This window comes from Streptomyces sp. NBC_01551 (assembly GCF_026339935.1).
Classification (GTDB): Bacteria; Actinomycetota; Actinomycetes; order Streptomycetales; family Streptomycetaceae; genus Streptomyces.
In genome coordinates, this window is record NZ_JAPEPX010000001.1 from 920,147 (window position 1) to 943,754 (window position 23,608).

The 23,608-nt window shown below is 70.9% G+C and carries 21 protein-coding genes; 4 read left to right on the forward strand and 17 right to left on the reverse strand.

Annotated features, from left to right (window positions below):
• Nucleotides 1-13: 13 nt before the first annotated feature.
• The 15 genes from OG982_RS03955 to pgsA all read right to left on the reverse strand — a co-directional run bounded on the left by OG982_RS03955 (nucleotide 14) and on the right by pgsA (nucleotide 15,309).
• Nucleotides 14-2,437, reverse strand: coding sequence for a bifunctional (p)ppGpp synthetase/guanosine-3',5'-bis(diphosphate) 3'-pyrophosphohydrolase (locus OG982_RS03955; RefSeq protein WP_266789674.1), 2,424 nt, complete (start codon nucleotides 2,435-2,437; stop codon nucleotides 14-16).
• A gap of 320 nt (nucleotides 2,438-2,757) precedes the next feature.
• Entirely contained in the window at nucleotides 2,758-3,309 is a 552-nt protein-coding gene (locus OG982_RS03960) for an adenine phosphoribosyltransferase (protein WP_266789672.1), read from the reverse strand.
• Nucleotides 3,306-4,385, reverse strand: a complete 1,080-nt coding sequence (gene secF / locus OG982_RS03965) for a protein translocase subunit SecF (RefSeq protein WP_266789670.1) — start codon at nucleotides 4,383-4,385, stop codon at nucleotides 3,306-3,308. Before secF ends, OG982_RS03960 begins: the two co-directional genes overlap by 4 nt.
• A gap of 3 nt (nucleotides 4,386-4,388) precedes the next feature.
• Nucleotides 4,389-6,182, reverse strand: coding sequence for a protein translocase subunit SecD (gene secD, locus OG982_RS03970; RefSeq protein ID WP_266789668.1), 1,794 nt, complete (start codon nucleotides 6,180-6,182; stop codon nucleotides 4,389-4,391).
• Between the two features lie 157 nt (nucleotides 6,183-6,339).
• The gene (yajC, locus tag OG982_RS03975; RefSeq protein ID WP_266947931.1) at nucleotides 6,340-6,804 is read right to left on the reverse strand and encodes a preprotein translocase subunit YajC; all 465 of its coding nucleotides are present in this window, start codon (nucleotides 6,802-6,804) and stop codon (nucleotides 6,340-6,342) included.
• A gap of 164 nt (nucleotides 6,805-6,968) precedes the next feature.
• Nucleotides 6,969-8,030, reverse strand: coding sequence for a Holliday junction branch migration DNA helicase RuvB (ruvB, locus tag OG982_RS03980; RefSeq protein WP_266789665.1), 1,062 nt, complete (start codon nucleotides 8,028-8,030; stop codon nucleotides 6,969-6,971).
• Between the two features lie 179 nt (nucleotides 8,031-8,209).
• Nucleotides 8,210-8,842: a Holliday junction branch migration protein RuvA gene (gene ruvA, locus OG982_RS03985; RefSeq protein WP_266789664.1), complete on the reverse strand. Its 633-nt coding sequence runs from the start codon at nucleotides 8,840-8,842 to the stop codon at nucleotides 8,210-8,212.
• Nucleotides 8,839-9,369, reverse strand: a complete 531-nt coding sequence (ruvC, locus tag OG982_RS03990) for a crossover junction endodeoxyribonuclease RuvC (protein ID WP_266789662.1) — start codon at nucleotides 9,367-9,369, stop codon at nucleotides 8,839-8,841. Before ruvC ends, ruvA begins: the two co-directional genes overlap by 4 nt.
• A gap of 105 nt (nucleotides 9,370-9,474) precedes the next feature.
• Complete coding sequence (locus OG982_RS03995; protein ID WP_266789660.1) at nucleotides 9,475-10,227, reverse strand: YebC/PmpR family DNA-binding transcriptional regulator; 753 nt, start codon at nucleotides 10,225-10,227, stop codon at nucleotides 9,475-9,477.
• Nucleotides 10,228-10,284: 57 nt separating this feature from the next.
• Nucleotides 10,285-10,875 carry a pyridoxal 5'-phosphate synthase glutaminase subunit PdxT gene (pdxT, locus tag OG982_RS04000; RefSeq protein WP_266789658.1) on the reverse strand — a complete coding sequence of 197 codons (591 nt, stop codon included), beginning with the start codon at nucleotides 10,873-10,875 and terminating at the stop codon, nucleotides 10,285-10,287.
• A gap of 5 nt (nucleotides 10,876-10,880) precedes the next feature.
• The gene (gene pdxS, locus OG982_RS04005; RefSeq protein ID WP_008740483.1) at nucleotides 10,881-11,798 is read right to left on the reverse strand and encodes a pyridoxal 5'-phosphate synthase lyase subunit PdxS; all 918 of its coding nucleotides are present in this window, start codon (nucleotides 11,796-11,798) and stop codon (nucleotides 10,881-10,883) included.
• Nucleotides 11,799-11,940: 142 nt separating this feature from the next.
• Entirely contained in the window at nucleotides 11,941-12,480 is a 540-nt protein-coding gene (locus tag OG982_RS04010) for a hypothetical protein (RefSeq protein ID WP_266789656.1), read from the reverse strand.
• An 89-nt stretch (nucleotides 12,481-12,569) separates the two neighbouring features.
• Nucleotides 12,570-13,733, reverse strand: a complete 1,164-nt coding sequence (locus OG982_RS04015) for a glycosyltransferase family 4 protein (protein WP_266789654.1) — start codon at nucleotides 13,731-13,733, stop codon at nucleotides 12,570-12,572.
• A complete protein-coding gene (locus OG982_RS04020; protein ID WP_266789652.1) occupies nucleotides 13,730-14,644 on the reverse strand; it encodes a phosphatidylinositol mannoside acyltransferase in 915 nt (304 codons plus the stop codon). Before OG982_RS04020 ends, OG982_RS04015 begins: the two co-directional genes overlap by 4 nt.
• Nucleotides 14,644-15,309 (reverse strand): phosphatidylinositol phosphate synthase, encoded by a 666-nt coding sequence (pgsA, locus tag OG982_RS04025; protein WP_266789651.1) that lies wholly within the window; start codon nucleotides 15,307-15,309, stop codon nucleotides 14,644-14,646. Before pgsA ends, OG982_RS04020 begins: the two co-directional genes overlap by 1 nt.
• A 293-nt stretch (nucleotides 15,310-15,602) precedes the next feature.
• On the opposite strand from pgsA, the gene OG982_RS04030 reads away from it, so the two are divergent.
• On the forward strand, nucleotides 15,603-17,798 hold the full coding sequence (locus tag OG982_RS04030; protein ID WP_266789649.1) for an elongation factor G-like protein EF-G2: 2,196 nt from the start codon (nucleotides 15,603-15,605) through the stop codon (nucleotides 17,796-17,798).
• A gap of 121 nt (nucleotides 17,799-17,919) precedes the next feature.
• On the forward strand, nucleotides 17,920-19,596 hold the full coding sequence (locus OG982_RS04035; protein ID WP_266789647.1) for a hypothetical protein: 1,677 nt from the start codon (nucleotides 17,920-17,922) through the stop codon (nucleotides 19,594-19,596).
• A 28-nt stretch (nucleotides 19,597-19,624) separates the two neighbouring features.
• Here the strand turns inward: OG982_RS04035 and OG982_RS04040 are convergent, their stop codons facing one another.
• Nucleotides 19,625-20,185: an HIT domain-containing protein gene (locus tag OG982_RS04040; protein ID WP_266789646.1), complete on the reverse strand. Its 561-nt coding sequence runs from the start codon at nucleotides 20,183-20,185 to the stop codon at nucleotides 19,625-19,627.
• A gap of 67 nt (nucleotides 20,186-20,252) precedes the next feature.
• Here OG982_RS04040 and OG982_RS04045 point away from each other — a divergent pair, with 67 nt between their 5' ends.
• Nucleotides 20,253-20,951: a potassium channel family protein gene (locus tag OG982_RS04045; protein ID WP_266789645.1), complete on the forward strand. Its 699-nt coding sequence runs from the start codon at nucleotides 20,253-20,255 to the stop codon at nucleotides 20,949-20,951.
• A 10-nt stretch (nucleotides 20,952-20,961) separates the two neighbouring features.
• Here the strand turns inward: OG982_RS04045 and thrS are convergent, their stop codons facing one another.
• Nucleotides 20,962-22,938: a threonine--tRNA ligase gene (gene thrS, locus OG982_RS04050; RefSeq protein WP_266789644.1), complete on the reverse strand. Its 1,977-nt coding sequence runs from the start codon at nucleotides 22,936-22,938 to the stop codon at nucleotides 20,962-20,964.
• Between the two features lie 142 nt (nucleotides 22,939-23,080).
• Here thrS and OG982_RS04055 point away from each other — a divergent pair, with 142 nt between their 5' ends.
• Nucleotides 23,081-23,563: a GNAT family N-acetyltransferase gene (locus OG982_RS04055; RefSeq protein ID WP_266789642.1), complete on the forward strand. Its 483-nt coding sequence runs from the start codon at nucleotides 23,081-23,083 to the stop codon at nucleotides 23,561-23,563.
• Nucleotides 23,564-23,608: the final 45 nt, after the last annotated feature.

Here is a 23,608-nt window from a genome sequence, read left to right on the forward strand (position 1 = left end):
GTGCTCGCGCGGGCTACGGCCGGCGGGCCGAGGTCACGCGGTAGACGTCGTACACGCCCTCGACGCCCCGGACGGCCTTCAGGACGTGTCCCAGGTGCTTGGGGTCGCCCATCTCGAAGGTGAACCGGGAGGTGGCCACCCGGTCCCGGGAGGTCTGCACGGCGGCCGACAGGATGTTCACGTGCTGGTCCGACAGGACCCGGGTGACGTCGGACAGCAGCCGGGACCGGTCCAGCGCCTCGACCTGGATGGCGACCAGGAAGACGGAGGACTGGGTGGGCGCCCACTCGACCTCCAGCATCCGCTCGGGCTGCTGGGAGAGGGAGTCCACGTTGACGCAGTCGGCGCGGTGAACCGATACGCCACTGCCGCGCGTGACGAACCCGATGATCGGGTCGCCCGGAACCGGGGTGCAGCAGCGGGCGAGCTTCACCCAGACGTCGTCGACGCCCTTGACGACCACGCCCGGGTCGGCGTTGCTGCGCCGCTTGTTGCGGGCGCGCGACGGCGGGACGCTCTCCTCGATGTCCTCGTTGGCGGCTTCCTCGCCGCCGAGGGCCTGGACGAGCTTCTGTACGACGGCCTGCGCCGAGACGTGTCCCTCGCCGATCGCCGCGTACAGCGAGGAGATGTCGGGGTAGCGCATCTCGTGGGCGAGGGTGACGAGCGAGTCGCCGGTCAGGATGCGCTGGATCGGCAGGTTCTGCTTGCGCATGGCCCGCGCGATGGAGTCCTTGCCCTGCTCGATGGCCTCGTCGCGGCGTTCCTTGGAGAACCAGGCGCGGATCTTGTTGCGGGCCCGCGGGGACTTGACGAAGCCGAGCCAGTCGCGGGACGGGCCGGCGCCCTCGGCCTTGGAGGTGAAGACCTCGACGAGGTCGCCGTTGTCGAGGGTCGATTCGAGCGGGACGAGCCGCCCGTTGACCCGCGCCCCTATGGTCCGGTAGCCGACCTCGGTGTGGACGGCGAACGCGAAGTCCACGGGGGTGGCGCCGGCCGGGAGCGCTATGACGTCGCCCTTGGGCGTGAAGACGAAGACCTCGTTGCGGGAGAGGTCGAAGCGCAGCGAGTCGAGGAACTCGCCCGGGTCCTCGGTCTCCTTCTGCCAGTCCAGCAGCTGCCGCAGCCAGGCCATGTCGTTGACGGTGTCCTGGCCGGCGCTGCCCTTGGCGGCCTGCGGGACGTCGGTGCGGACCTTGGAGGTGCCGGCGACGGTCTGCTGCTTGTACTTCCAGTGCGCGGCGATGCCGTACTCGGCGCGGCGGTGCATGTCGAACGTGCGGATCTGGAGCTCGACGGGCTTGCCGCTGGGTCCGATGACCGTCGTGTGCAGCGACTGGTACATGTTGAACTTGGGCATCGCGATGTAGTCCTTGAACCGGCCGGGGACCGGATTCCATCGCGCGTGCACGGTGCCGAGGGCTGCGTAGCAGTCCCGGACGGTGTCGACCAGGACGCGGATGCCGACCAGGTCGTAGATCTCCGCGAAGTCGCGCCCCCGCACGATCATCTTCTGGTAGACGCTGTAGTAGTGCTTGGGCCGCCCGGTGACGGTGGCCTTGATCCGGGCCGCCCTCAGGTCGGTCTGCACTTCGTCCGTCACGACGGCGAGGTACTCGTCCCGCTTGGGCGCCCTTTCGGCCACCAGCCGGACGATCTCGTCGTACATCTTCGGGTAGAGGATCGCGAAGGAGAGGTCTTCGAGCTCCCACTTGATGGTGTTCATGCCGAGCCGGTGCGCCAGCGGGGCATAGATCTCAAGGGTCTCGCGGGCCTTCTTCTCCTGCTTCTCCCGCTTGAGGTAGCGCATCGTGCGCATGTTGTGCAGGCGGTCGGCGAGCTTGATGACGAGGACCCGGGGGTCCTTGGCCATGGCGACGACCATCTTGCGCACGGTCTCGGCCTGCGCCGCCTCGCCGAACTTCACCCGGTCGAGCTTGGTGACGCCGTCCACGAGCAGGGCCACGGCGTCGCCGAAGTCGCGGCGGAGCTGTTCGAGGCCGTACTCGGTGTCCTCGACGGTGTCGTGCAGCAGCCCGGCCATCAGCGTCGCCGGGTCCATCCCCAGCTCGGCGAGGATCGTCGTGACGGCGAGCGGGTGGGTGATGTACGGGTCGCCGCTCTTGCGCTTCTGGCCGCGGTGCCAGCGCTCGGCGACCTGGTACGCCTGCTCGATCTGGCGCAGGGTCGCCGTCTCGATCTTCGGGTCGTTGCTGCGGACTATACGGAGGAGGGGTTCCAGTACCGGGTTGTACGGGTTGGAACGCTGGACTCCGAGTCGGGCGAGGCGGGCGCGCACCCGGTTGGAGGACCCGGCCGACTTCAGCGGCGCGGGCTTGACCGGCGGGGCCGGCGGGGGCGTGGCGGCGGCCGCCTTGGCCTGCTCGGCCTGTGGGTCGGGCTGCGCGGCGGAGATTGGCTGGACCTCGTCTGGCAAGAGCGCTCCTCTGGGGGTCCCCCCGGACGAAGTGTGGGGGAGGATCCGGTGCCCGTGTCCGGTCCGGATAACCCATCGTAGCGAGGGATCCGCCGCCTCGTTCGCCGAGCCTCCGTCCGGTGCGGGTCCCCTCCGGGGGCTCCGCCCCGGCCCCCGCGCCTCAAACGCCGGCGAGGCCGATCAATCCGGCCCGTCCGGCCCCCGAAGACCGGGCCCGGGGCGGGGAGGAGTCCGCGTGGCGGTCGGGCCCCGATACGCCGAACGGCGGGTGCCCGGGGGAATCCCGGGCACCCGCCGCTCCACGGCAATGCCGGCGGTCGTCAGACCACGATCAGCGCGTCCAGCGGGGCACCGCCAAGGCCCTCGGCCAGCCGCGCCCGCCCCGGCAGGAACGACAGCTCCATCAGGACCGCCACCCCCGCCACATCGGCCCCGGCCCGCCGGATCAGGGACAGCGACGCCTCCGCCGTCCCCCCGGTCGCCAGCACGTCGTCGATGACCATCACCCGGTCACCCGCCGCCAGGTCCTCCGCGTGGACCTCGATCTCCGCGGTCCCGTACTCCAGCTCGTAGGACTGTGCCAGCGTCGCCCCCGGCAGCTTCCCGGCCTTGCGCACCGGCACGAAGCCGATGCCCGCCGCCACCGCCACCGGAGCCGCCAGGATGAACCCGCGCGCCTCCAGCCCGACGATCTTCGTCGCGCCGTACCGCCCGGCCAGGTCCACCAGTACGTCCGTCAGCGCGGCGAACGCCTTCGGGTCCGCCAGCAGCGGCGTGATGTCCTTGAACATCACCCCCGGCTTCGGGTAGTCCGGGACGTCCTTGATGCGGCTGACCAGCAGCTCCCGCACCTCCGGCGAGATCACGGTCACCGCCGCCGCCCCGCGCGCCCGGGCGTCTGGGCGACGATCTGCGGACCGCCCCCGGAGCCGTCCTCACCGCCGTCCTCGTACCCCGCGTCCGCGGACTCGCCCTTCGCCGCCGCGGCCGCCCGCTTCGCGAGCACCCGCTTCTTCAGCGCCTTCATGGCGGGCTCGCGCTCCTTCAGGTCGACGACCAGCGGGGTCGCGATGAAGATCGAGGAGTACGCACCGGCCGCGAGGCCGACGAACAGCGACAGCGAGATGTCGTTCAGCATGCCCGCGCCCAGGAAGCCGCCGCCGATGAACAGCAGGGCCGCGACCGGCAGGAGCGCCACGACGGTGGTGTTGATCGAGCGGACCAGCGTCCCGTTGATGCTGCGGTTGGCGACCTCGCTGAAGGTGTAGCGGGTCTGCTTGGTGATGTCCTTCGACCCCTCCTTCAGACCGTCGAAGACGACGACGGTGTCGTAGAGGGAGTAACCGAGGATCGTCAGCAGACCGATCACGGTGCCCGGGGTGACCTCGAAGCCGACCAGCGCGTACACGCCGACGGTGATGGTGAGGTCGTGGATCAGCGCGATCAGCGCCGCGACCGCCATCCGCCACTCGAAGGCGATGGCGAGGTAGATCACCACGAGGATCATGAAGACGGCGAGGCCGGTCCAGGCCTTGTTCGCGATCTGCTCGCCCCAGCTGGGACCGACCAGGTCGGCGTTGATGCCGGCCTGCTCGACCTTGAGCTCCGTGGCGAGCTCCTTCTTCACGTCGGCCGCGGCGGCGGTGTCCAGACCGGTGATCTGGATGCGCATGCCGCCGGTGCCGAGCTCCTGGACGATCGCGTCGTGGCCCGAGGCCTTCTCCGCGGCCTCGGTCGCCTTGGCGACGGAGACGGCCGTCTTCGGGGTGGTGAAGACGGCACCGCCCTTGAACTCGATGCCCATGTTGAGGCCCTGAACGGCCAGGGCCACGATCGCCGTGATGGTGATCAGGATGGAAACGCCGTACCAGAGAAAGCGCTTGCCGACGAAGTCGTAACCGACCTCACCTCGGTACAGCTTGGCGCCGAGATCTCCCAGCTTCGACATCTCTCACGCCTCCTTTGCGTCGACGGGAGCGGAGACGGTACCGGAACCGGTGCGACGGGACCGGCGCAGCGGCGGCTTCGCGCCAAGCCGCTTCGGGTCCAGACCGGACCACGGGTGACCGCTGGAGAAGAACTTCGTGCGGGCCAGCAGCGTCATGACGGGCTTGGTGAAGAGGAACACCACGACCACGTCGAGCAGGGTGGTGAGACCCAGCGTGAAGGCGAAGCCCTGCACCTTGCCGACGGTCACGATGAACAGCACCGCGGCGGCCAGGAAGGACACGAAGTCGGACACCAGGATGGTGCGCCGGGCACGCGGCCAGGCCCGCTCGACGGCCGGACGCAGCGTGCGGCCCTCACGGATCTCGTCGCGGATGCGCTCGAAGTACACGATGAACGAGTCCGCGGTGATGCCGATGGCGACGATCGCACCGCAGACGGCCGGCAGGTTCAGCGCGAACCCGATGCCCTTGCCGAGCAGCGCCATGATCGTGTACGTGAGGATCGCGGACACCAGCAGCGAGATGATCGCGATGAACGCCAGGCCGCGGTAGTACACCAGCAGGTAGATCACGACGAGGAGCATGCCGATCGCACCGGCGATCAGGCCGGCCTTCAGCTGCTCGCCGCCGAGGGCGGCGGTGACGGTGGTGACGCTGTCCTCCTGGAAGGACAGCGGCAGGGCGCCGTACGAGAGCATGTTGCCCAGGTCCTGCGCGGACTGCTGGGTGAAGCCACCCGAGATCTGGGCGTTGCCGCCGGTCAGCGCCTGGCTCACGGACGGGTCGGAGATGACCTGGCCGTCGAGCACGATCGCGAACTGGTTCTGCGGGGCCTGCTTGGCGGCGAGCTCACCGGTGATCTTGGCGAACTTGTCGGCGCCCTTGTCGGTGAACTGCATGGTGACGATCCACTGACCGGACTGCTGGTCGATGACGCCCTTGGCGTCGTCGACGTCCTGGCCGTTGACGCCGGCCGGGCCGAGCACCCACTTGCCCCAGGTGTCGCCGCGCTGACCGCAGGCGACCATCGGCTCCTCGGGCTTGACGCCCTGGCTCGCGGCGACGCGCTGCTTCTCGTCCTTGCAGTCCAGGGCGGCGAACTTGGCCTGGAGCGCGGCGGCGGCGGCTTCGTCACCCGACGGCGTCGCGGAGGGGGACGGGGCCTTGCTGTCGTCTGCCTTCTTCGACTCGCTCGCCGAGGGCGAGGGAGAGGGGCTGCCCGGGGCCTTGAGGGCCTCACTGAGCGCGCGACCCTGGGAAGTGGCGCTGGACGACGGGGTGGCGGACGGGCTGGCCTTCTTGCCGTCCGAGGCCTTCGGGGCTCCGGAACCGCTCGGGGACGCGCTCGGCGATCCGCTCGGCGAGGTCTCGGGGGCGATCGGCTCACCGCTCGCGAAGGTGAGCACCGGGCGGAAGTAGAGCTGGGCGGTGGTGCCGACCTGCTCGCGCGCCTGCTGCTCGTTCATCCCCTTGGGGATGTTCACGATGATGTGGTCTTTACCCTGCGTCTGAACCTCGGCCTCGGTGACACCGAGACCGTTGACACGTCGCTCGATGATGCCGACGGCCGTGTTCATGTTCGTCGGGTTGATCGCGTCCGGCTTGCCGGGCTCGCTCTTGGCCTTGAGCGTGATGCTCGTACCGCCCGCGAGGTCGATGCCGAGCCGGGGGGTCGTCTGCTTCGTGAGGAACATCCCCGCGGTGAGCGCCACCATCGCGATCAGGATGATGGCCAGGGCGCGCCCCGGCCTCCCCTGAGCCCCCGTGGGCCGCCGGCCCTTCTTCGGTGCTGCCACCTTGTCGTATCTCCCTGTCCAACCGTCCCGCGCCGGGTCAGCGCGCGGACGGCCAAGAAATGTGTGGTGGGGACCCCTGCCCCCCGCAGAAACGGGTCACTGACAGGCACCGCGGCGGCCGCCGGTCAGGCGCCGCCGCGATCCATGCCGCGTACTGCTACTTGGCTCCGGCGTCGCCGTCGGTCTTGCCGTCCTTGGGCTCGTCGCCCTTCGGCTCGTCGTCCTTGGGCTCGTCCTTCTTGCCCAGGTCGAGCTTCGGGGCGTCGCCCTCGGTCTCGGCCTCGGTGAGCGAGGAGGCGTCGTCCGGGACGACCGGCGTGTCGATCGTCAGATCAACGGCCGTGCCGTGGACGATGCGGTTGTACTCCTCGTCGTCGAGGACGGCGCCGATGGCGTTCTTCGCGAAGATCGCGTGGACGCCGGGGGCCACTTCGAGCGTGACCGTGTCGTCACCGATCTCCTTCACCGTGGCGTACATGCCGCCGATGGTGCGGACGCCGGTGCCGGGCGTCATGTGGTCGCGCATCTGCGCGGCCGCCTGCTGCTTCTTCTTCGCGGAGCGGGTCATCAGGAACATCGCCCCGATGAGCACGATGAACGGGAGGAGTGTCACGAGATTCACGGGACGGAGATCCTTCGCACGACCGCGCGGGAGGCGGCCTTTTTCTACGGGGGTGGGCACGCCGACCCGAAGGGTCGGCATCGGCGGAGTCTAGGCGAGTCCGCACCGATGGAACAACGCCCAGCATGGCACCGCAGTTCCTGACGGGGCGAACCTCCGCGCCGTCACGCCCCGAACAAGCCCTGTTGTCGGCTTGATCCACTCCCACCGGACTGCGGCGGGACGAGCCCCAGGTGAGCCCATGCGGCGGGGGTCGCGACGCGGCCGCGGGGGGTACGGGCGAGCAGTCCCTCCCGTACCAGGAAGGGCTCCGCGACCTCCTCGACGGTCTCCCGCTCCTCCCCGACCGCCACGGCGAGGGTGGACAGCCCGACGGGGCCGCCGCCGAACAGCTTGAGCAGTGCCTCCAGGACGGCCCGGTCGAGGCGGTCGAGGCCGCGCGCGTCCACCTCGTAGACCTGGAGGGCGGTTCCGGCCACCTCGCGCGTGATCACTCCGTCGGCCTTGACCTGGGCGTAGTCGCGGACGCGGCGCAGCAGCCGGTTGGCGATGCGGGGGGTGCCGCGGGAGCGGCCGGCGATCTCCGCGGCGCCCGCGGTGTCGATCTCGACGTCGAGGAGGCGGGCGGAGCGGTGGATGACGCGCTCCAGCTCCTCGGGGGCGTAGAACTCCATGTGGCCGGTGAAGCCGAAGCGGTCGCGCAGGGGCGGGGGGAGCAGGCCGGCGCGGGTCGTCGCGCCGACGAGGGTGAAGGGCGGCAGCTCCAGCGGGATCGCGGTGGCCCCCGGGCCCTTCCCGACGATCACGTCGACGCGGAAGTCCTCCATGGCCATGTACAGCATCTCCTCGGCCGGCCGCGACATGCGGTGGATCTCGTCGAGGAAGAGCACCTCGCCCTCCTGGAGGGAGGAGAGGATCGCGGCGAGGTCGCCGGCGTGCTGGATGGCGGGGCCGGAGGTGATCCGGATGGGCGCGCCCATCTCGGCCGCGATGATCATGGAGAGCGTGGTCTTGCCGAGGCCGGGGGCGCCGGAGAGCAGTACGTGATCGGCGGTGGCCCCGCGCTGGCGGGCCGCCTTCAGCACCAGGTCGAGCTGCTGGCGGACCTTCTCCTGGCCGACGAACTCGCCGAGGTCCTTGGGGCGCAGGGCCGCCTCGACGGCGGTGTCCTCGCCGTCGGCCGCCGCCGCCACGATCCGGTCGTCGCTCTCGTCATCCCAGTTCACGCTGTCAGTCTGCCTTGTCGTTCGTACGGTGGTTTCCTGCCCTGCCGCCACGTGCCCCGCGGGGTCGTGCCGGGCGGCGAGGCGCGGGTCCGGGCCGGGCCCGGTGAACGGGAGAAGGGTGGGGCGGGGCGAGCCCCGCCCTGCGGCGTCGAGCCGGGGTCCGGCTCAGCGGGTGCGGTTCAGCGGGTGCGGTTCAGGGTCTGCAGGGCCGCTCGCAGGAGCTGCGGGACCGGGGCCGAGCCGCCGGAGGCGATGGCGGCCTCGGCCTGCGGCGTCACCGCCGAGACCGCTTCCTCCGCCTCGCGGGACGCGTAGCCCAGGCCGATCAGCGCGGCCGACAGCTGTTCGGTCCACGGCGCGGGCCCGGACGCGGCCGCGCGCTGCGCACCCACGAGTCCGCTCGACCCGAGCGGCGCGCCCAGCTTGTCCTTCAGCTCCAGCAGCAGCTTCTGCGCACCCTTCTTGCCGATCCCCGGCACCGCCATCAGGGCCTTCTCGTCCCCCGTCGAGACGGCCAGCCGCAGCGCGTCCGGGCTGTGCGCCCCGAGCATCGCCTGGGCGAGCCGCGGCCCGACCCCGCTCGCGGTCTGGAGCAGCTCGAACACCTGCCGCTCGTCGTCGTCCGCGAAGCCGTACAGCGTGAGCGAGTCCTCCCGTACGACCAGCGACGTCGCCAGCCGCGCCGGCTCCCCGATCCGCAGGCCGGCGATGGTGTTCGGGGTGCACTGCACCGCCATGCCCACTCCCCCGACCTCGATCACGGCCAGGGTGGGGGCGAGCGCGGCGACCGCGCCGCTGACGAAAGCGATCATGAAGGGCGGCCTTTCGAGGCGTGCAGGGCGACCGCCTGCTGGAGGCGGTTCTGGGCGGGGGCCCGCCAGATGTGGCAGATGGCGAGCGCGAGCGCGTCGGCGGCGTCGGCCGGTTTCGGCGGGGCGGAGAGCCGGAGCAGCCGGGTCACCATCGCCCCGACCTGCGCCTTGTCGGCCCGGCCGCTGCCGGTGACGGCGGCCTTGACCTCGCTCGGGGTGTGCAGCGCGACCGGTATCCCGCGCCGCGCGGCGCACAGCATGGCGACGGCGCTCGCCTGGGCGGTGCCCATCACCGTACTGACGTTGTGCTGGCTGAACACCCGCTCCACGGCGACGATTTCGGGCCGGTGTTCATCGAGCCACTCCTCGATGCCCCGCTCGATGGCGACGAGTCGGTGGCCCAACTCCGCGTCCGCGGGCGTCCGTACGACCCCCACGCCGAGCATGGTCAGCGGACGGCCCGCGACTCCCTCGACCACGCCGACACCGCACCGGGTCAGCCCCGGGTCCACACCGAGCACGCGCACCGGGCCCCCCTCCTTCGATTGCCAGTGCGTGCAGGCTAACCGGCGGCACTGACAAAGCGACGGGCCGACGGGGTGTGTCCCCGTCGGCCCGTCGTTGATGCCGGATCAGGCGTCGACCTTCTCCATGACCTCGTCCGAGACGTCGAAGTTGGCGAAGACGTTCTGCACGTCGTCGCTGTCCTCCAGCGCGTCGATCAGCTTGAAGATCTTGCGCGCGCCCTCTTCGTCCAGCTCGACCTGCATGGTCGGCAGGAAGTTGGAGTCGGCCGAGTCGTAGTCGATGCCGGCCTGCTGGAGCGCGGTGCGGACCGCGACCATGTCGGTGGCCTCGCTGATGATCTCGAAGCTGTCGCCGAGGTCGTTGACCTCTTCGGCGCCCGCCTCGAGCACCGTCTCCAGGACGTCGTCCTCGGTGAGCTCGCCCTTGGGCAGCAGGACGACACCCTTGCGGTTGAACAGGTACGAGACCGAGCCCGGGTCGGCCATCGAGCCGCCGTTGCGGGTCATGGCGACGCGCACGTCGGACGCGGCACGGTTGCGGTTGTCGGTGAGGCACTCGATGAGCACCGCGACACCGTTCGGACCGTAGCCTTCGTACATGATCGTCTCGTAGTCGGCGCCGCCGGCCTCAAGACCACCGCCGCGCTTGACCGCGGAGTCGATGTTCTTGTTGGGGACCGAGCTCTTCTTGGCCTTCTGAATGGCGTCGAAGAGCGTCGGGTTGCCGTCGATGTCGGCGCCGCCCATACGGGCCGCGACCTCGATGTTCTTGATCAGCTTCGCGAAGAGCTTGCCGCGCTTGGCATCGATCACGGCCTTCTTGTGCTTCGTCGTAGCCCATTTAGAGTGGCCGGACATCCGCCTGTCTCCTTCGCGTAACCAACAGTGTTCGTCACCGATCCTACCGGGAGCTCGTCACAGCCCCGCGCGCACCATGTCGACGAAGTACGCGTGCACGCGGTCGTCGCCGGTCAGCTCGGGGTGGAACGAGGTCGCGAGGACGTTGCCCTGGCGCACGGCGACCGTGTGGCCGTCGTACGTCGCGAGCACCTCGACGGCGCCGCCGACCGATTCGACCCAGGGGGCGCGGATGAAGACGCCCTCGACCGGGCCGCCTGCCACGCCCGCGAACTCGACCTTCGCCTCGAAGGACTCGTTCTGGCGGCCGAAGGCGTTGCGGCGGACGATCATGTCGATGCCGCCCAGCGTCTCCTGGTCCTCGCGGCCGTCGAGCAGCTTGTCGGCGAGCATGATCATGCCGGCGCAGGTGCCGTAGACCGGCATGCCGGCCTTCACGCGTTCGCGCAGCGGCTCCAGCATGCCGAACAGGACGGCGAGCTTCGACATCGTCGTGGACTCGCCGCCGGGGATCACCAGGGCGTCGACCTCGGCGAGCTCCTCGGGACGCCGGACCGGCCTGGCCACGGCGTCCGCCGCGGCCAGGGCGATCAGGTGCTCCCGTACATCTCCCTGGAGGGCCAGGACACCGATAACGGGGGTGGTCATGGTGACTACCAGCCGCGGTTGGCGTAGCGCTCGGCCTCGGGGAGGGTGTCGCAGTTGATGCCGACCATGGCCTCGCCCAGGTTGCGGGAAGCGTCCGCGATGATCTTCGGGTCGTCGTAGAAGGTGGTGGCCTTCACGATGGCCGCGGCGCGCTTGGCCGGGTCGCCGGACTTGAAGATGCCGGAGCCGACGAAGACGCCCTCGGCGCCGAGCTGGCGCATCAGCGCGGCGTCGGCCGGGGTGGCGACGCCACCGGCGGAGAACAGCACGACCGGGAGCTTGCCGAGCTCGGCGACCTCCTTGACGAGCTCGTACGGGGCGCGCAGCTCCTTGGCGGCGGCGAACAGCTCGTTGTTGTCGTAGCCGCGCAGGCGGGCGATCTCGTTCTTGATCTGGCGCAGGTGGCGGACGGCCTCGACGACGTTGCCGGTGCCGGCCTCGCCCTTCGAGCGGATCATGGCCGCGCCCTCGGCGATGCGGCGCAGGGCCTCACCGAGGTTGGTGGCGCCGCAGACGAAGGGGGTGGTGAACGCCCACTTGTCGGAGTGGTTGACCTCGTCGGCCGGGGTCAGGACCTCGGACTCGTCGATGTAGTCGACGCCGAGGGACTGGAGCACCTGGGCCTCGACGAAGTGGCCGATGCGGGACTTGGCCATGACCGGGATCGAGACGGCCTCGATGATCTCTTCGATCATGTTCGGGTCGGACATGCGCGCGACGCCGCCGTCCTTGCGGATGTCCGCGGGGACCCGCTCCAGAGCCATGACGGCCACGGCGCCGGCGTCCTCGGCGATCTTCGCCTGCTCGGCGTTGACCACGTCCATGATCACACCGCCCTTGAGCTGCTCGGCCATGCCGCGCTTGACGCGGGAGGTGCCGATCGCGGACTCAGCGGACTGCGGGGTGGAGGGAAGCGTGCTCACGGGTTGACCTCACTCGAAGGAAAAGGAAGACGGGTGCTGCGGGTGTACTCGGCGAGCAAACCGTCATCGACCAGTCCACTGCAAGGGCCAATGCGGAGCCGGTGGCTCCTTCCAAATTGGCCTTCGGGTACAACTCGCGGCCTCAGGGGCGGTCGGCGAGGTCCGCCGGGGGTTCGTCGTCCATCTCGAAGGCGAGCGGGAACGGCGCGTGTCCCGCCAGTCTGAACCAGCGGACCTTGCGGTGCCTGCGCAGCGCGCGGGCGGCGCGCACGGCGTCGTTGAGGAACCGCCGGGCCATCGGCACCCGGCGGACGGCCGCCGCCAGTTCCTCGGCCGCGGCCTCGCCGCCCGGGGCGGCCTTCACGGCCTCGACCTGGTCGGCGTCGGCGAACACCGCGCGCAGCGCCTGGCTGAGCTCGCTCTCGGCGACCTCGCGGTGCTCCTCCTCGGCCTGGCGGGCGGCGTGGGCGGCCTCGTAGAGCACGAGCGAGGAGGCGGGGTCCAGCACCCCGGAGGTCGCCACCTCCAGCACCACGGAGGCCCGGCGCACGAGCTGGGCGTCCAGGGCGGCGCGGGCGGCGTCCATGCGGGTGTGCAGCCGGTCGAGCCGCCCGGCGGTCCAGCTGAGGTAGACCCCGATGACGCCGAGCGCCAGGGCGATCCAGACAAGGGTTTCGATCACGGGCCGCGACTTTACCCGCGAAGTCACCCCCGAATTCACCCGCGAACGCGCGGGTCAGGTCCCGGCCGGGCGCTGGCCGGGGCCTGACGTCACGTCTCCCGGGACAGCCCCCAGCGGGTGCGCAGCGGGACCCGCTCGTCGGCGGCCACCGCGGCCGCGCCGTCCGTCACCGTCTCGTAGACGGCCAGGATGTCCGCGCCCACCGTCGACCAGTCGAAACGGCGTACGTGCGCCGAGCCGCGGGCGCTCAGTTCCGCCCGTCGCGCCGGGTCGCGCAGCAGCCGTACGGCGGCGGCGGCCAGGTCGTCGGCGTCCTCATTGGCGAAGAGCTCGCCGGCCGCCCCCTGGTCCAGGACCTGCGCGAACGCGTCGAGGTCGGAGGCCAGCACCGCGGCGCCCGCCGAGAGGGCCTCGACGAGGATGATCCCGAAGCTCTCGCCGCCGGTGTTGGGCGCGACGTACACGTCGACGCTGCGCAGCAGTCGCGCCTTGTCCTCGTCGGAGACCATGCCGAGGAACTCGACGCGCGAGCGCAGCCCGGCCGGGAGGGAGGCCACCGCCTCCTCCTCGTCGCCGCGGCCCGCCACCAGCAGCCGTACGTCCGGGCACTGCTCCACGATGCGCGGGAAGGCCGCCATCAGCACGGGCAGGCCCTTGCGCGGCTCGTCGATGCGGCCGATGAAGCCCAGGGTCCGCCCGGACCAGTCGGGATTGGGCTCTGCCTCGGCGAAGAAGTCCACGTCGACGCCGTTGGGGATCACGACGGCGTCGCCGCCGAGGTGCTCGACGAGCGTGCGCCGCGCGTACTCGCTCACCGCGATCCGCGCGCTGATCTTCTCCAGAGCGGGCTGGAGGATGGGGTACGCCGCGATCATGGCCCGCGAGCGCGGGTTCGAGGTGTGGAAGGTGGCCACGATCGGCCCCTGCGCCGCCCAGCAGGACAGCAGTCCCAGCGAGGGCGAGGCGGGCTCGTGGATGTGGATCACGTCGAAGACCCCGTCGTGCAGCCAGCGCCGGACCCGGGCCGCAGAGAGGAACCCGAAGTTCAGCCGGGCCACCGACCCGTTGTACGGCACCGGAACCGCCCGCCCCGCCGAGACCACGTAGGGCGGCAGCGGGGTCTCGTCGTCCGCCGGGGCCAGCACCGAGACCTCGTGGCCGAGGCGGATGAGGTGCTCGGCGAGGTCCCGGATGTGGAACTGGACGCCGCCCGGCACGTCCCAGGAGTAGGGGCACACGATGCCGATCTTCACTGCGTGCGCTCCCCCTGGTCGTCCAGGTCGTCCAGCCACAGCCGCTGCAGCATGTGCCAGTCCTGAGGGTGCTCGGCGATCCCGAGCGCGAAGGCGTCGGCCACGGCCTGGGTCATGGCGGCCGTCTTCTCGACCCGGGTGCCGTCGCGCGGCACCGGAACCTCGGGGTGGATCCGCCCGTACAGCTTCGGGGTGTCCCCGTAGTACAGGGTGACGGGCAGCAGCACGGCGCCCGTCTGCTGCGCGAGCAGCGCCGGCCCGGCCGGCATCCGCGCGGCCGCGCCGAAGAAGTCCACCTGGACCCCGGAGGCCGACAGGTCCCGGTCGGCGACCAGGCAGATCAGGCCGCCCGAGCGCAGCCGGCGCGCCAGGGTGCCGAAGGTGGAGCCGCCGCTGTGCGGCAGGACCTCCATGCCCAGGCTCTCGCGGTAGGCCACGAAGCGGTCGTACAGCGATTCGGGCTTGAGGCGCTCGGCGACCGTGGTGAACGGGATGCCCAGGTGCCCGGTGGCCCAGGCCCCGGCGAGGTCCCAGTTGGCCAGGTGCGGAAGGGCGACTATGACGCCGCGCCCGGAGGCGATGGCCTCGCGGAGGATGTGGTCGTCCTTGATCTCGACGTCCGTGCCGAAGCGCTGCCGGTCCATCGCCGGCAGGCGGAACGATTCCATCCAGTAGCGCATGTACGAGCGCATGCCCGCCTTGGACAGCTCGCGCAGCCGCTCGGGGCTCGCGTCCGGCACCACCCGGGCCAGGTTCGACTCCAGCCGCAGCACGCTCTTGCCGCGCCGCTTCCAGGTGTGGTCGGCGATGCGCCGGCCCAGGGCCACGGCCGCGGGCTCGGGGAGCTTCTTGACCCCGGCCCAGCCGAGCCCGTACAGGCCGTCGACCAGCTTCTCCCGCGTCGTGCCCATCAGGCGGCCCCGCCCTCGGCGACGGCGGCGGCCGCGTCGGCCTCGGCCGCCTCGCGGCGTACGGTGACCACCCGCTGGATCAGCGTGACCAGCGAGCCGACGGCCACGACCCACAGCGCGATCGGCAGCAGCACGCCGATCCAGGACGGCACCCCGAAGGTCTCCAGCCCGGACAGACCGGCCGCGACCAGCGAGATCACCAGGCGTTCGGCGCGCTCGATGAGCCCGTTGACGGCCACCGGCAGGCCGATCGACTCGCCGCGCGCCTTGGTGTACGAGACCACCTGGCCGCTGGCCAGGCAGAAGATCGCCACCGCGCACAGCACGTTGTCGTTGCCGTTGCCCGCGTACCAGAGCGCGAGGCCGCCGAAGATCGCGGCGTCCGCGACCCGGTCGAGCGTGGAGTCGAGGAACGCGCCCCACCGGCTGGAGACGCCGGCCTGGCGGGCCATGTTCCCGTCCACCAGGTCGGAGAACACGAAGAGGGTGATGGTGATCGTGCCCCAGAAGAACTCGCCGCGGGGGAAGAAGACCAGCGCTCCGGCCACCACTCCGGCCGTGCCGATCAGGGTGACCGCGTCCGGGCTCACCCCCCGCCGGAGCAGAAAAGCGGCGAATGGCGTGAGAACACGCGTGAAGAATGCACGCGCGTACTTGTTCAGCATGGCCTTCCCAGAGGGTCGCTGGGCCGCACGGCCACATCGGCCACCGGCTGGCCCATCGTAGCCAGCGCCCCGGGCGCGCAGCGCCGCGCACCCACCGGTTCGCGCCGGACAATCCCCGCGCCACCTCCGCGTCACACTCCGGCCGGCGCCCGGTACGACGTATGGACGGAGTGTGACGGCAGTGCAAAGCTCGAAGGGCCGCGTTTTCTCCGGAACGACTTCTTCCACACCGTGGACACCCTCATCACCCCCGAACATCCTCCTCACCGTCACAACCGGGAGGCACGAGCATCATGGGAGCCACCTCACACCACGCCGGGGCCGCCGGCAGGGCACTGACGGCCGACCGCCCCTCCTCGATACGCAACGTCGTGCTGGTCGGCCACAGCGGAGCCGGTAAGACCACCCTGGCGGAAGCCCTGGCCCTGACCGCGGGCGCGGTCAACCGGGCGGGCCGGGTCGAGGACGGCGGGACCGTCTCCGACTACGACGAGATCGAACACCGCCGACAACGTTCCATCCAGCTGTCCCTCGTCCCCGTCGAATGGGGCGGGATCAAGATCAACATCCTGGACACCCCCGGATACGCCGACTTCGTCGGTGAGCTCAGGGCCGGTCTGCGCGCCGCGGACGCGGCCCTTTTCGTCATCTCGGCCTCCGACGGGATCGACGGCGCGACCCGCATGGTCTGGGACGAGTGCGAGGCCGTGGGCATGCCCCGGGCCATCGTCGTCACCCATTTGGAGGCAGCCCGCGCCGACTACGCGCAGATGACCTCCGTCTGCGGCGAGATCTTCGGCGCCGAGGACCCCGACGCCGTGATCCCCCTCTACCTGCCCCTGTACGGGCCCGCCGGGCCCGACGGGCACGCCCCCGTCGCCGGCCTCCTCGGCCTGCTCTCCCAGCGCGTCTACGACTACACCTCCGGCGAGCGCGTCGAACGCGACCCGGAGCCCGACGAGCTCGCCCTCATCACCGACGCCCGCTCCCGACTGATCGAGGGGATCATCGCCGAGAGCGAGGACGAGGGCCTCATGGACCGCTACCTCGGCGGCGAGGACATCGACTTCAAGACCCTCGTCGACGACCTGGAGCGCGCCGTCGCCCGCGGCACCTTCCACCCCGTCCTGATGGCCGCCCCGGCCACCGACGGCGCCCGCCAGGGCCTCGGCACCGTCGAACTCCTCGAACTGGTCACCGGCGGCTTCCCCACCCCGCTGGAGCGGGCCGCCGTCACCGTCACCTCCCCGGACGGGGCCGCCCGCCCCGACGCCACCTGCGACCCCGAGGGGCCACTGGTCGCCGAGGTCGTCAAGACCTCCTCCGACCCCTACGTCGGCCGCGTCTCCCTCGTCCGCGTCTTCTCCGGCACCCTGCGCCCGGAGGAGACCGTGCACGTCAGCGGCCACGGGCTCACCGACCGGGGGCACGAGGACCATGACGTGGACGAACGCGTCGGCGCCCTCTCCTCCCCCTTCGGCAAGCAGCAGCGCACCCTCACCCGGGTCATCGCCGGCGACCTCGCCTGCGTGGCCAAACTCACCCGCGCCGAGACCGGCGACACCCTCTCCGACAAGGACCGGCCGCTCCTCATGGAACCCTGGCCGATGCCCGACCCGCTGCTCCCCCTCGCCATCGAGGCCCACAGCAAGGCCGACGAGGACAAGCTCTCCCAGGGCCTGGCCCGGCTCGTCGCCGAGGACCCGACGATGCGGCTGGAACAGAACCCGCACACCCACCAGGTCGTCCTGTGGTCCCTCGGCGAGGCGCACCAGGACGTCGCCCTCGAACGGCTGCGCACCCGGTACGGGGTCCAGGTGGACGCCGTCCCCCACAAGGTCAGCCTGCGCGAGACCTTCGGGGCCAAGGCCACCGGGCGCGGCCGCCACGTCAAACAGTCCGGCGGGCACGGCCAGTTCGCCATCTGCGAGATCGAGGTGGAGCCGCTCCCGCCCGGCAGCGGCGTCGAGTTCGTCGACAAGGTCGTCGGCGGCTCCGTCCCGCGCCAGTTCATCCCGTCCGTGGAGAAGGGCGTACGGTCGCAGGCCGCCCGCGGGCTCGCCGCCGGCTACCCGCTGGTCGACGTGCGCATCACCCTGCTCGACGGCAAGGCGCACTCGGTGGACTCCTCCGACGCCGCCTTCCAGACGGCCGGGGCGCTCGCGCTGCGGGAGGCCGCCGCGGAGGCCCGCATCCACCTCCTCGAACCGGTGGCCGAGCTCGACGTGAGCGTCCCCGACGAGTACGTCGGCCCCGTCATGAGCGACCTCGCCGGCCGCCGCGGCCGCGTCGTCGGCACCGAACAGGCCGGCCCCGGCCGGACCCGGGTGCGCGCCGAGATCCCCGAGATCGAGATCGGCCGCTACGCCGTGGAGCTGCGCTCCGTATCGCACGGCACGGGCCGGTTCGCCCGGGCCTACGCCCGCCACGAACCCATGCCACCACAACTGGCGGACAAGATTCGCGAACAGGCAGAGAAGGGAACCTAGTTGACATAGCGCTTCGGCGGCCGCCCACCCAACCAGCTTGCGGTGGGCGGTATTTCCCTGTCCCATGACCATGGGGCACGCCGCGCGGATAGGCTCTTCCGCGCGGCAAAGAGCAGCAGCAATGGGGGCAGTGGTGGCGGACGACGGATTCGACTTCAGTCCCGGCGCGCAGATTCCGCTCCAGGGCAGCGGGGGGCAGACGGCGGCGACCAACGCGCTGGCCTCCGCCGCGTACCGGGACGGCGGCAAGGACACCAAGCTGGCGGCCATCCTCGGCGCCGACAACGAGTACCACAAGTCGACGGTGAAGGCCGGGAAGCTCTCCCTGCTCGAACCCAGCCTCGGCGAGGCCTTCTGCCGGGCCGTGGAGGCCCGCACGGTCACCCCCGGCCGCAAGCCGCTCATCCAGTCCTTCGGCGCCGACCCGCAGACCGTCGTCGAGCACTGTCTGGCGGCCTCCCGCATCCGCAAGGTACGGGACCGCAAGCTCCGTCTGATCATGCTGGTGTGCGGCGTGCTCTTCCTGCCCGGACTGCTGCTGTGGCTGGGCCTGTTCCAGCTCCGCAAGACCCTGGCCTCCGGCAAGGGCAAGCACTCCTCCTGGCTGGGCACCGCGCTGCTCGTCGGCGTCGCCCTGGTCGTGGCCGTGCTGATGTTCCGGCTGCCGTTCACCGGCTTCCTCGGCCTCTACCTGCGCGGCATGATCATCGCCCCGGCGCTGGGCTGGTTCCTCGCCCGCCGGATCTGCGAGGCCACCGTCACCGACCTGCGCTCCCGCTGGGACGGGCTGCTGTCGGGCGGCGGCGTCGCCGCCAAGATCCCGGAGGCGGTGCCCGGCAACCCCGACGAGAAGGCCCGCGAGGACCTGCGCCACTCCCTCGCCAAGCTCACCGCCGAGGACCGCAGCAACTCCGTCTTCTACGCCGGCCCCAAGGGCATCCTCGGCATGGGCACCCGCTGGGGCAGCTGGCAGATGGCCGAGGAACTGGCCCCCAAGACCGAGGGCGCCGAGATCCACCCGTTCCGCAGCTGGGACGTCATACGAGCGATCGACACCGAGCTGCGCAAGCTGGAGCGCGGCCCCCTGCACACCGGCGGCTTCCCGCCCGCCGCGATCAAGCACTGGATCGTCACGCCGATCGGCGAGGGCGCCACGGAGGTGGCCCGGCCGTCCGGCGCGGACGTCGACACGTTCATCGTGAAGCCGCACGAGATCACCCGGATCTGCAACGAGCAGCAGTTCAGCGCCGGCGAGCGGCACTACCTGGGCATCCAGTACCCGCTCTGGGACGGCCAGTTGGTCATCACCATGCTGGTGACGGTCACCGTGCTCTACAAGACCCTGCGCGTGGACGTCACCGCGCACGCGCTCGGCCCGGTGCACGGGCTGTTCACCACGAAGTCCAAGGCGCCGACGGTCGAGGTCCCGAAGTCCATCCGCTTCTGGGAGACCGTCGAGCGCCCGCTGCCGCTGGTCGACACCATGGAGGTGGTACGGCTGGCCGCGCGCGCCCCGCTGACCTGGTACCCGCCGCTCCTGGAGTTCCTCGGCGGCAAGCTGGTCCTGCCGGAGCCGTTCGGACTGCGGCACGTGTGGGCCGGCTCGATGTGGCGCCACCGCTTCATGGCGGACGACGCCCTGCGCACGGTCGCCCCGGTGCTGCGGGCGGTGCACGCGGCCGCGTTCCGGGTGCTCGAGGAGAACGGCTGCGACACCGACCGCTTCACCAACCGCTCCTCGATCATGAGCGGCCTCATCCAGGAGCCCTCGCCCCGCAAGGCGGACGTGTACGAGTAACCCGTACACGTCGACGGGCGTACGGGTCCTAGTCGACGGGCCATGCGTCGGCCAGCATCTGGCGGGTGTCCGCGAGGAGTTGCGGGAGCACCTTGGTGTGGCCGACGACCGGCATGAAGTTCGTGTCCCCGCCCCAGCGGGGCACGATGTGCTGGTGCAGGTGCGCGGCGATGCCGGCCCCGGCGGCCGCGCCCTGGTTCATGCCGATGTTGAAACCGTGCGCCCCGGACGCCTTGCGCAGCGCGACCATGGCCCGCTTGGTGAGGTCCGCCAGCTCGGCCGTCTCCGGCCCGTCCAGCTCGGTGTAGTCGGCTACGTGCCGGTAGGGGACGACCATCAGGTGCCCGCCGTTGTACGGGTACAGGTTCAGCACCGCGTAGACGTGCCGGCCCCGGGCCACGACCAGGCCGTCCTCGTCGGACATGTCCGGAATCCCGCAGAAGGGACAGCCGTCGCCGGCCTCCGGGCCGGTCGGCTTGTTCTCCCCCTGGATGTAGGCCATCCGGTGGGGCGTCCACAGACGCTGGAACGCGTCCTGCGTGCCCACACCGATCTGCTGCTCCGGCTCAGTCGTCATGGGATGCAGCATATGACCTTGCCCCCGCTCGGCGTGTCGCCGGGGCGAAGACCGGCACTGCGGCCGCGATGCTGGGCGCATGCGCGAACAAGCCGAGAGCCGGGACGCAGTCTGGGAGCGCCGTACCGAGCTGCCCCTGTTCTATGCCTCGCTGGTCTTCCTCGCCGGGTACGCGGTCCGCGTCCTGGTCAACGAGGCCCACGCCCTCTGGCGCGACATCGCGACCGCCCTGGTCCTGGCGACCTGGCTCTGCTTCATCGTGGACTTCCTGGTGCGGCTCGTCCTCAGCCGCCAGCGGCCGCGGCGCTTCATCCGCGTGCACTGGCTGGACGCCCTGGTCGTCCTGCTGCCGACGCTGCGGCCGCTGCGCATGGTCAAGGTCCACGACGCCATCCAGGCCAAGCACCACGACCAGCCGCGCCGCGGCCTCTACCCGCGCGTGATCACGTACGCCGGTCTCTCGTCGGTGCTGCTGGGCTTCTCAGGCTCGCTCGGCATGTACCACGTCGAGCACACGGACCCGCACTCCCCGATCCGGACGTTCTGGGACGCGGTGTGGTGCGTGTGCCAGACGCTGACGACGGTCGGCTACGGCGACGTGGCCCCGGTGACCGCGGAGGGACGGCTGATCGCGGTCGGGCTGATGACCTTCGGCCTGGGCCTGCTGGGCGCCGTGACGGGTTCCTTCTCGTCCTGGCTGATCCAGGTCTTCCGCCGGGAAGGCGAAGAAGAGGGGCCCCCGGGGAACGGAAGTTCCCCGGGGGCCCCTCGGGACTGAGCTGCGCCGGTCAGACCTGGACGCGGTCCGCGACGACCTTGGCCAGCTTGGCCAGGGCCTCGTCCTTGGCGATGCCGTTCTCCTGCGAACCGTCGCGGTAGCGGAAGGAGACGGTGCCGGCGGCCATGTCCTCGTCACCGACGATGATCATGAACGGGACCTTGAGCTTCTGGTGGTTGCGGATCTTCTTCTGCATCCGGTCGGAGGAGGCGTCCACCTCGACCCGCAGGCCCTGCTTCTTCGCCGCCGCGGCGAACTCCTGCAGGTACTCGACGTGCCCGTCGCCGATCGGGATGCCGACCGCCTGGACCGGGGCCAGCCACGGCGGCATGGCGCCCGCGTAGTGCTCCAGCAGCACGGCGAAGAACCGCTCGATGGAGCCGAACAGGGCGCGGTGGATCATCACCGGCCGCTGGCGGGAGCCGTCGGGCGCGGTGTACTCCAGGTTGAAGCGCTCCGGCAGGTTGAAGTCCAGCTGCACGGTCGACATCTGCCAGGTACGGCCGATGGCGTCCTTGCACTGCACCGAGATCTTCGGGCCGTAGAAGGCGGCGCCGCCCGGGTCCGGGACCAGCGGGAGGCCCTGCTTCTCGGCGACCTGCGCGAGGACGGCGGTCGCCTCCTCCCACGCCTCGTCCGAGCCGACGAACTTCTCCGGGTCCTTGGTGGACAGCTCCAGGTAGAAGTCGGTCAGGCCGTAGTCGCGCAGCAGGTTGAGCACGAAGGTGAGGGTCGTGTCGAGCTCCTCGGCCATCTGCTCGCGGGTGCAGTAGATGTGCGCGTCGTCCTGGGTGAAGCCGCGGGCGCGGGTCAGGCCGTGGACGACACCCGACTTCTCGTACCGGTACACGGTGCCGAACTCGAAGAGGCGCAGCGGCAGTTCGCGGTAGGAGCGGCCGCGCGCGTCGAAGATCAGGTTGTGCATCGGGCAGTTCATGGGCTTGAGGTAGTAGTCGGTACCACCGTCGAGCTGCATGGGGGGGTACATGCCCTCCGCGTACCAGTCCAGGTGGCCGCTCTTCTCGAAGAGGGCGCCCTTGGTGGCGTGCGGGGAGTAGACGAACTCGTAGCCCTCCTCCTCGTGCCGCTTGCGCGAGTAGTCCTCCATGACCCGGCGGATGATGCCGCCGCGCGGGTGGAAGACGGCGAGGCCGGAGCCGATCTCGTCCGGGATGGAGAAGAGGTCGAGCTCGTTGCCGAGCTTGCGGTGGTCGCGCTTCTCGGCCTCGGCGAGGAAGTCGAGGTGGGCCTTCAGCTCCTCCTTCGACGGCCACGCGGTGCCGTAGATGCGCTGGAGCATCGGGTTCTTCTCGCTGCCGCGCCAGTAGGCGGCCGCGTTGCGCATCAGCTTGAACGCCGGGATGTTGCGGGTGGTGGGCAGGTGGGGACCGCGGCAGAGGTCCTTCCAGCACAGGTCGCCGGTCTTGGCGTCGAGGTTGTCGTAGATGGTCAGCTCGCCGCCGCCCACCTCGACGTTCGCGCCGTCGTCGGTCGACGCGGAGCCCTTGATGCCGATGAGCTCCAGCTTGTACGGCTCGTCGGCGAGCTCCTCGCGGGCCGCCTCGTCGGTGACCACGCGGCGGGAGAACCGCTGCCCGCGCTTCTGGATCTCCTGCATCTTCTTCTCGATGGCCTTCAGGTCCTCCGGAGTGAAGGGCCGGGCCACGTCGAAGTCGTAGTAGAAGCCGTTCTGGACCGGCGGGCCGATGCCGAGCTTGGCCTCGGGGAACAGCTCCTGCACGGCCTGCGCCATGACGTGCGCGGTCGAGTGGCGCAGGATGTTCAGGCCGTCCTCGGAGGAGATCTCCACCGGCTCGACGCTCTCGCCGTCCTTCACCTCGTACGCGAGGTCCTTGAGCTCGCCCGCGACGCGCGCGGCGACGACGGTGCGCTCGCCGGCGAAGAGCTCGGCCGCCGTAGTGCCCGTGGCCACCACGCGCTCGTCCCGCTCGGAATCGCGTTGGATGATCACACGGACGTCTGACACCGGTCTCTCCTGACTCAGGGGATGCGCCAGCGAACGCTGCGCGCCTGAATCGTACCGAGCCGAGTGGCTCCCCCGCGAAACGGTTACGGGTGCCCGCGTTCGTTACGGTGGACCCGCCCCCTCCCGCGAAGGAATCCCGCGTATGCGCAGCCCGCTCGCCGTCCGGCCGCTGGACCTGACCGACGACGCCACGGCCGCCGCCGTCCACCGGATCGGCCGGGCCGCGTACGCGGTGGAGGCGGAGCTGATCGGCTTCGACGGGATCCCGGCGCTACGGGAGAGCCTCGCGCAGATGCGGGAGCGACCGCTGCGGTGGCTCGGCGCGGTGACCGGGGCGGGGGAGATCGCCGGGTTCCTCGCCTGGGAGGAGGAGCCCGAGGGGGCCGTCTGCCTGGACCGGCTGTGCGTGGACCCGGCCTGGTTCCGCCGGGGCCTCGCCTCCCTGCTGCTGGAGCACGTCCTGACGGAGGTCTTCCCGGACCGGCCCGTGGAGGTCACCACCGGAGCGGCCAACTCCCCCGCCGTGGCCCTCTACGAACGCCTCGGCTTCGTCCGCGGGGCGGACTTCTCGCCGGTCCCCGGCCTGCGCATGGCCTCCTTCGCCCGGGCGGCGACCGGGTCGTAGCGCCGCCCGGCGGGGCCCGTGGGATCGTGGGAGAGGGGATCCCTG

Excerpts from the sequence above, each read along its gene's own strand:
- secF (WP_266789670.1), bottom strand. The coding sequence starts at position 4,385 with ATGTCGAAGCTGGGAGATCTCGGCGCCAAGCTGTACCGAGGTGAGGTC.
- OG982_RS04055 (WP_266789642.1), top strand. The coding sequence starts at position 23,081 with ATGCGCAGCCCGCTCGCCGTCCGGCCGCTGGACCTGACCGACGACGCC.
- OG982_RS04045 (WP_266789645.1), top strand. The coding sequence starts at position 20,253 with ATGCGCGAACAAGCCGAGAGCCGGGACGCAGTCTGGGAGCGCCGTACC.
- ruvA (WP_266789664.1), bottom strand. The coding sequence starts at position 8,842 with ATGATCGCTTTCGTCAGCGGCGCGGTCGCCGCGCTCGCCCCCACCCTG.
- OG982_RS04040 (WP_266789646.1), bottom strand. The coding sequence starts at position 20,185 with ATGCTGCATCCCATGACGACTGAGCCGGAGCAGCAGATCGGTGTGGGC.
- OG982_RS04030 (WP_266789649.1), top strand. The coding sequence starts at position 15,603 with ATGGGAGCCACCTCACACCACGCCGGGGCCGCCGGCAGGGCACTGACG.
- OG982_RS03995 (WP_266789660.1), bottom strand. The coding sequence starts at position 10,227 with ATGTCCGGCCACTCTAAATGGGCTACGACGAAGCACAAGAAGGCCGTG.
- pgsA (WP_266789651.1), bottom strand. The coding sequence starts at position 15,309 with ATGCTGAACAAGTACGCGCGTGCATTCTTCACGCGTGTTCTCACGCCA.
- OG982_RS04035 (WP_266789647.1), top strand. The coding sequence starts at position 17,920 with ATGGGGGCAGTGGTGGCGGACGACGGATTCGACTTCAGTCCCGGCGCG.
- pdxT (WP_266789658.1), bottom strand. The coding sequence starts at position 10,875 with ATGACCACCCCCGTTATCGGTGTCCTGGCCCTCCAGGGAGATGTACGG.
- OG982_RS04020 (WP_266789652.1), bottom strand. The coding sequence starts at position 14,644 with ATGGGCACGACGCGGGAGAAGCTGGTCGACGGCCTGTACGGGCTCGGC.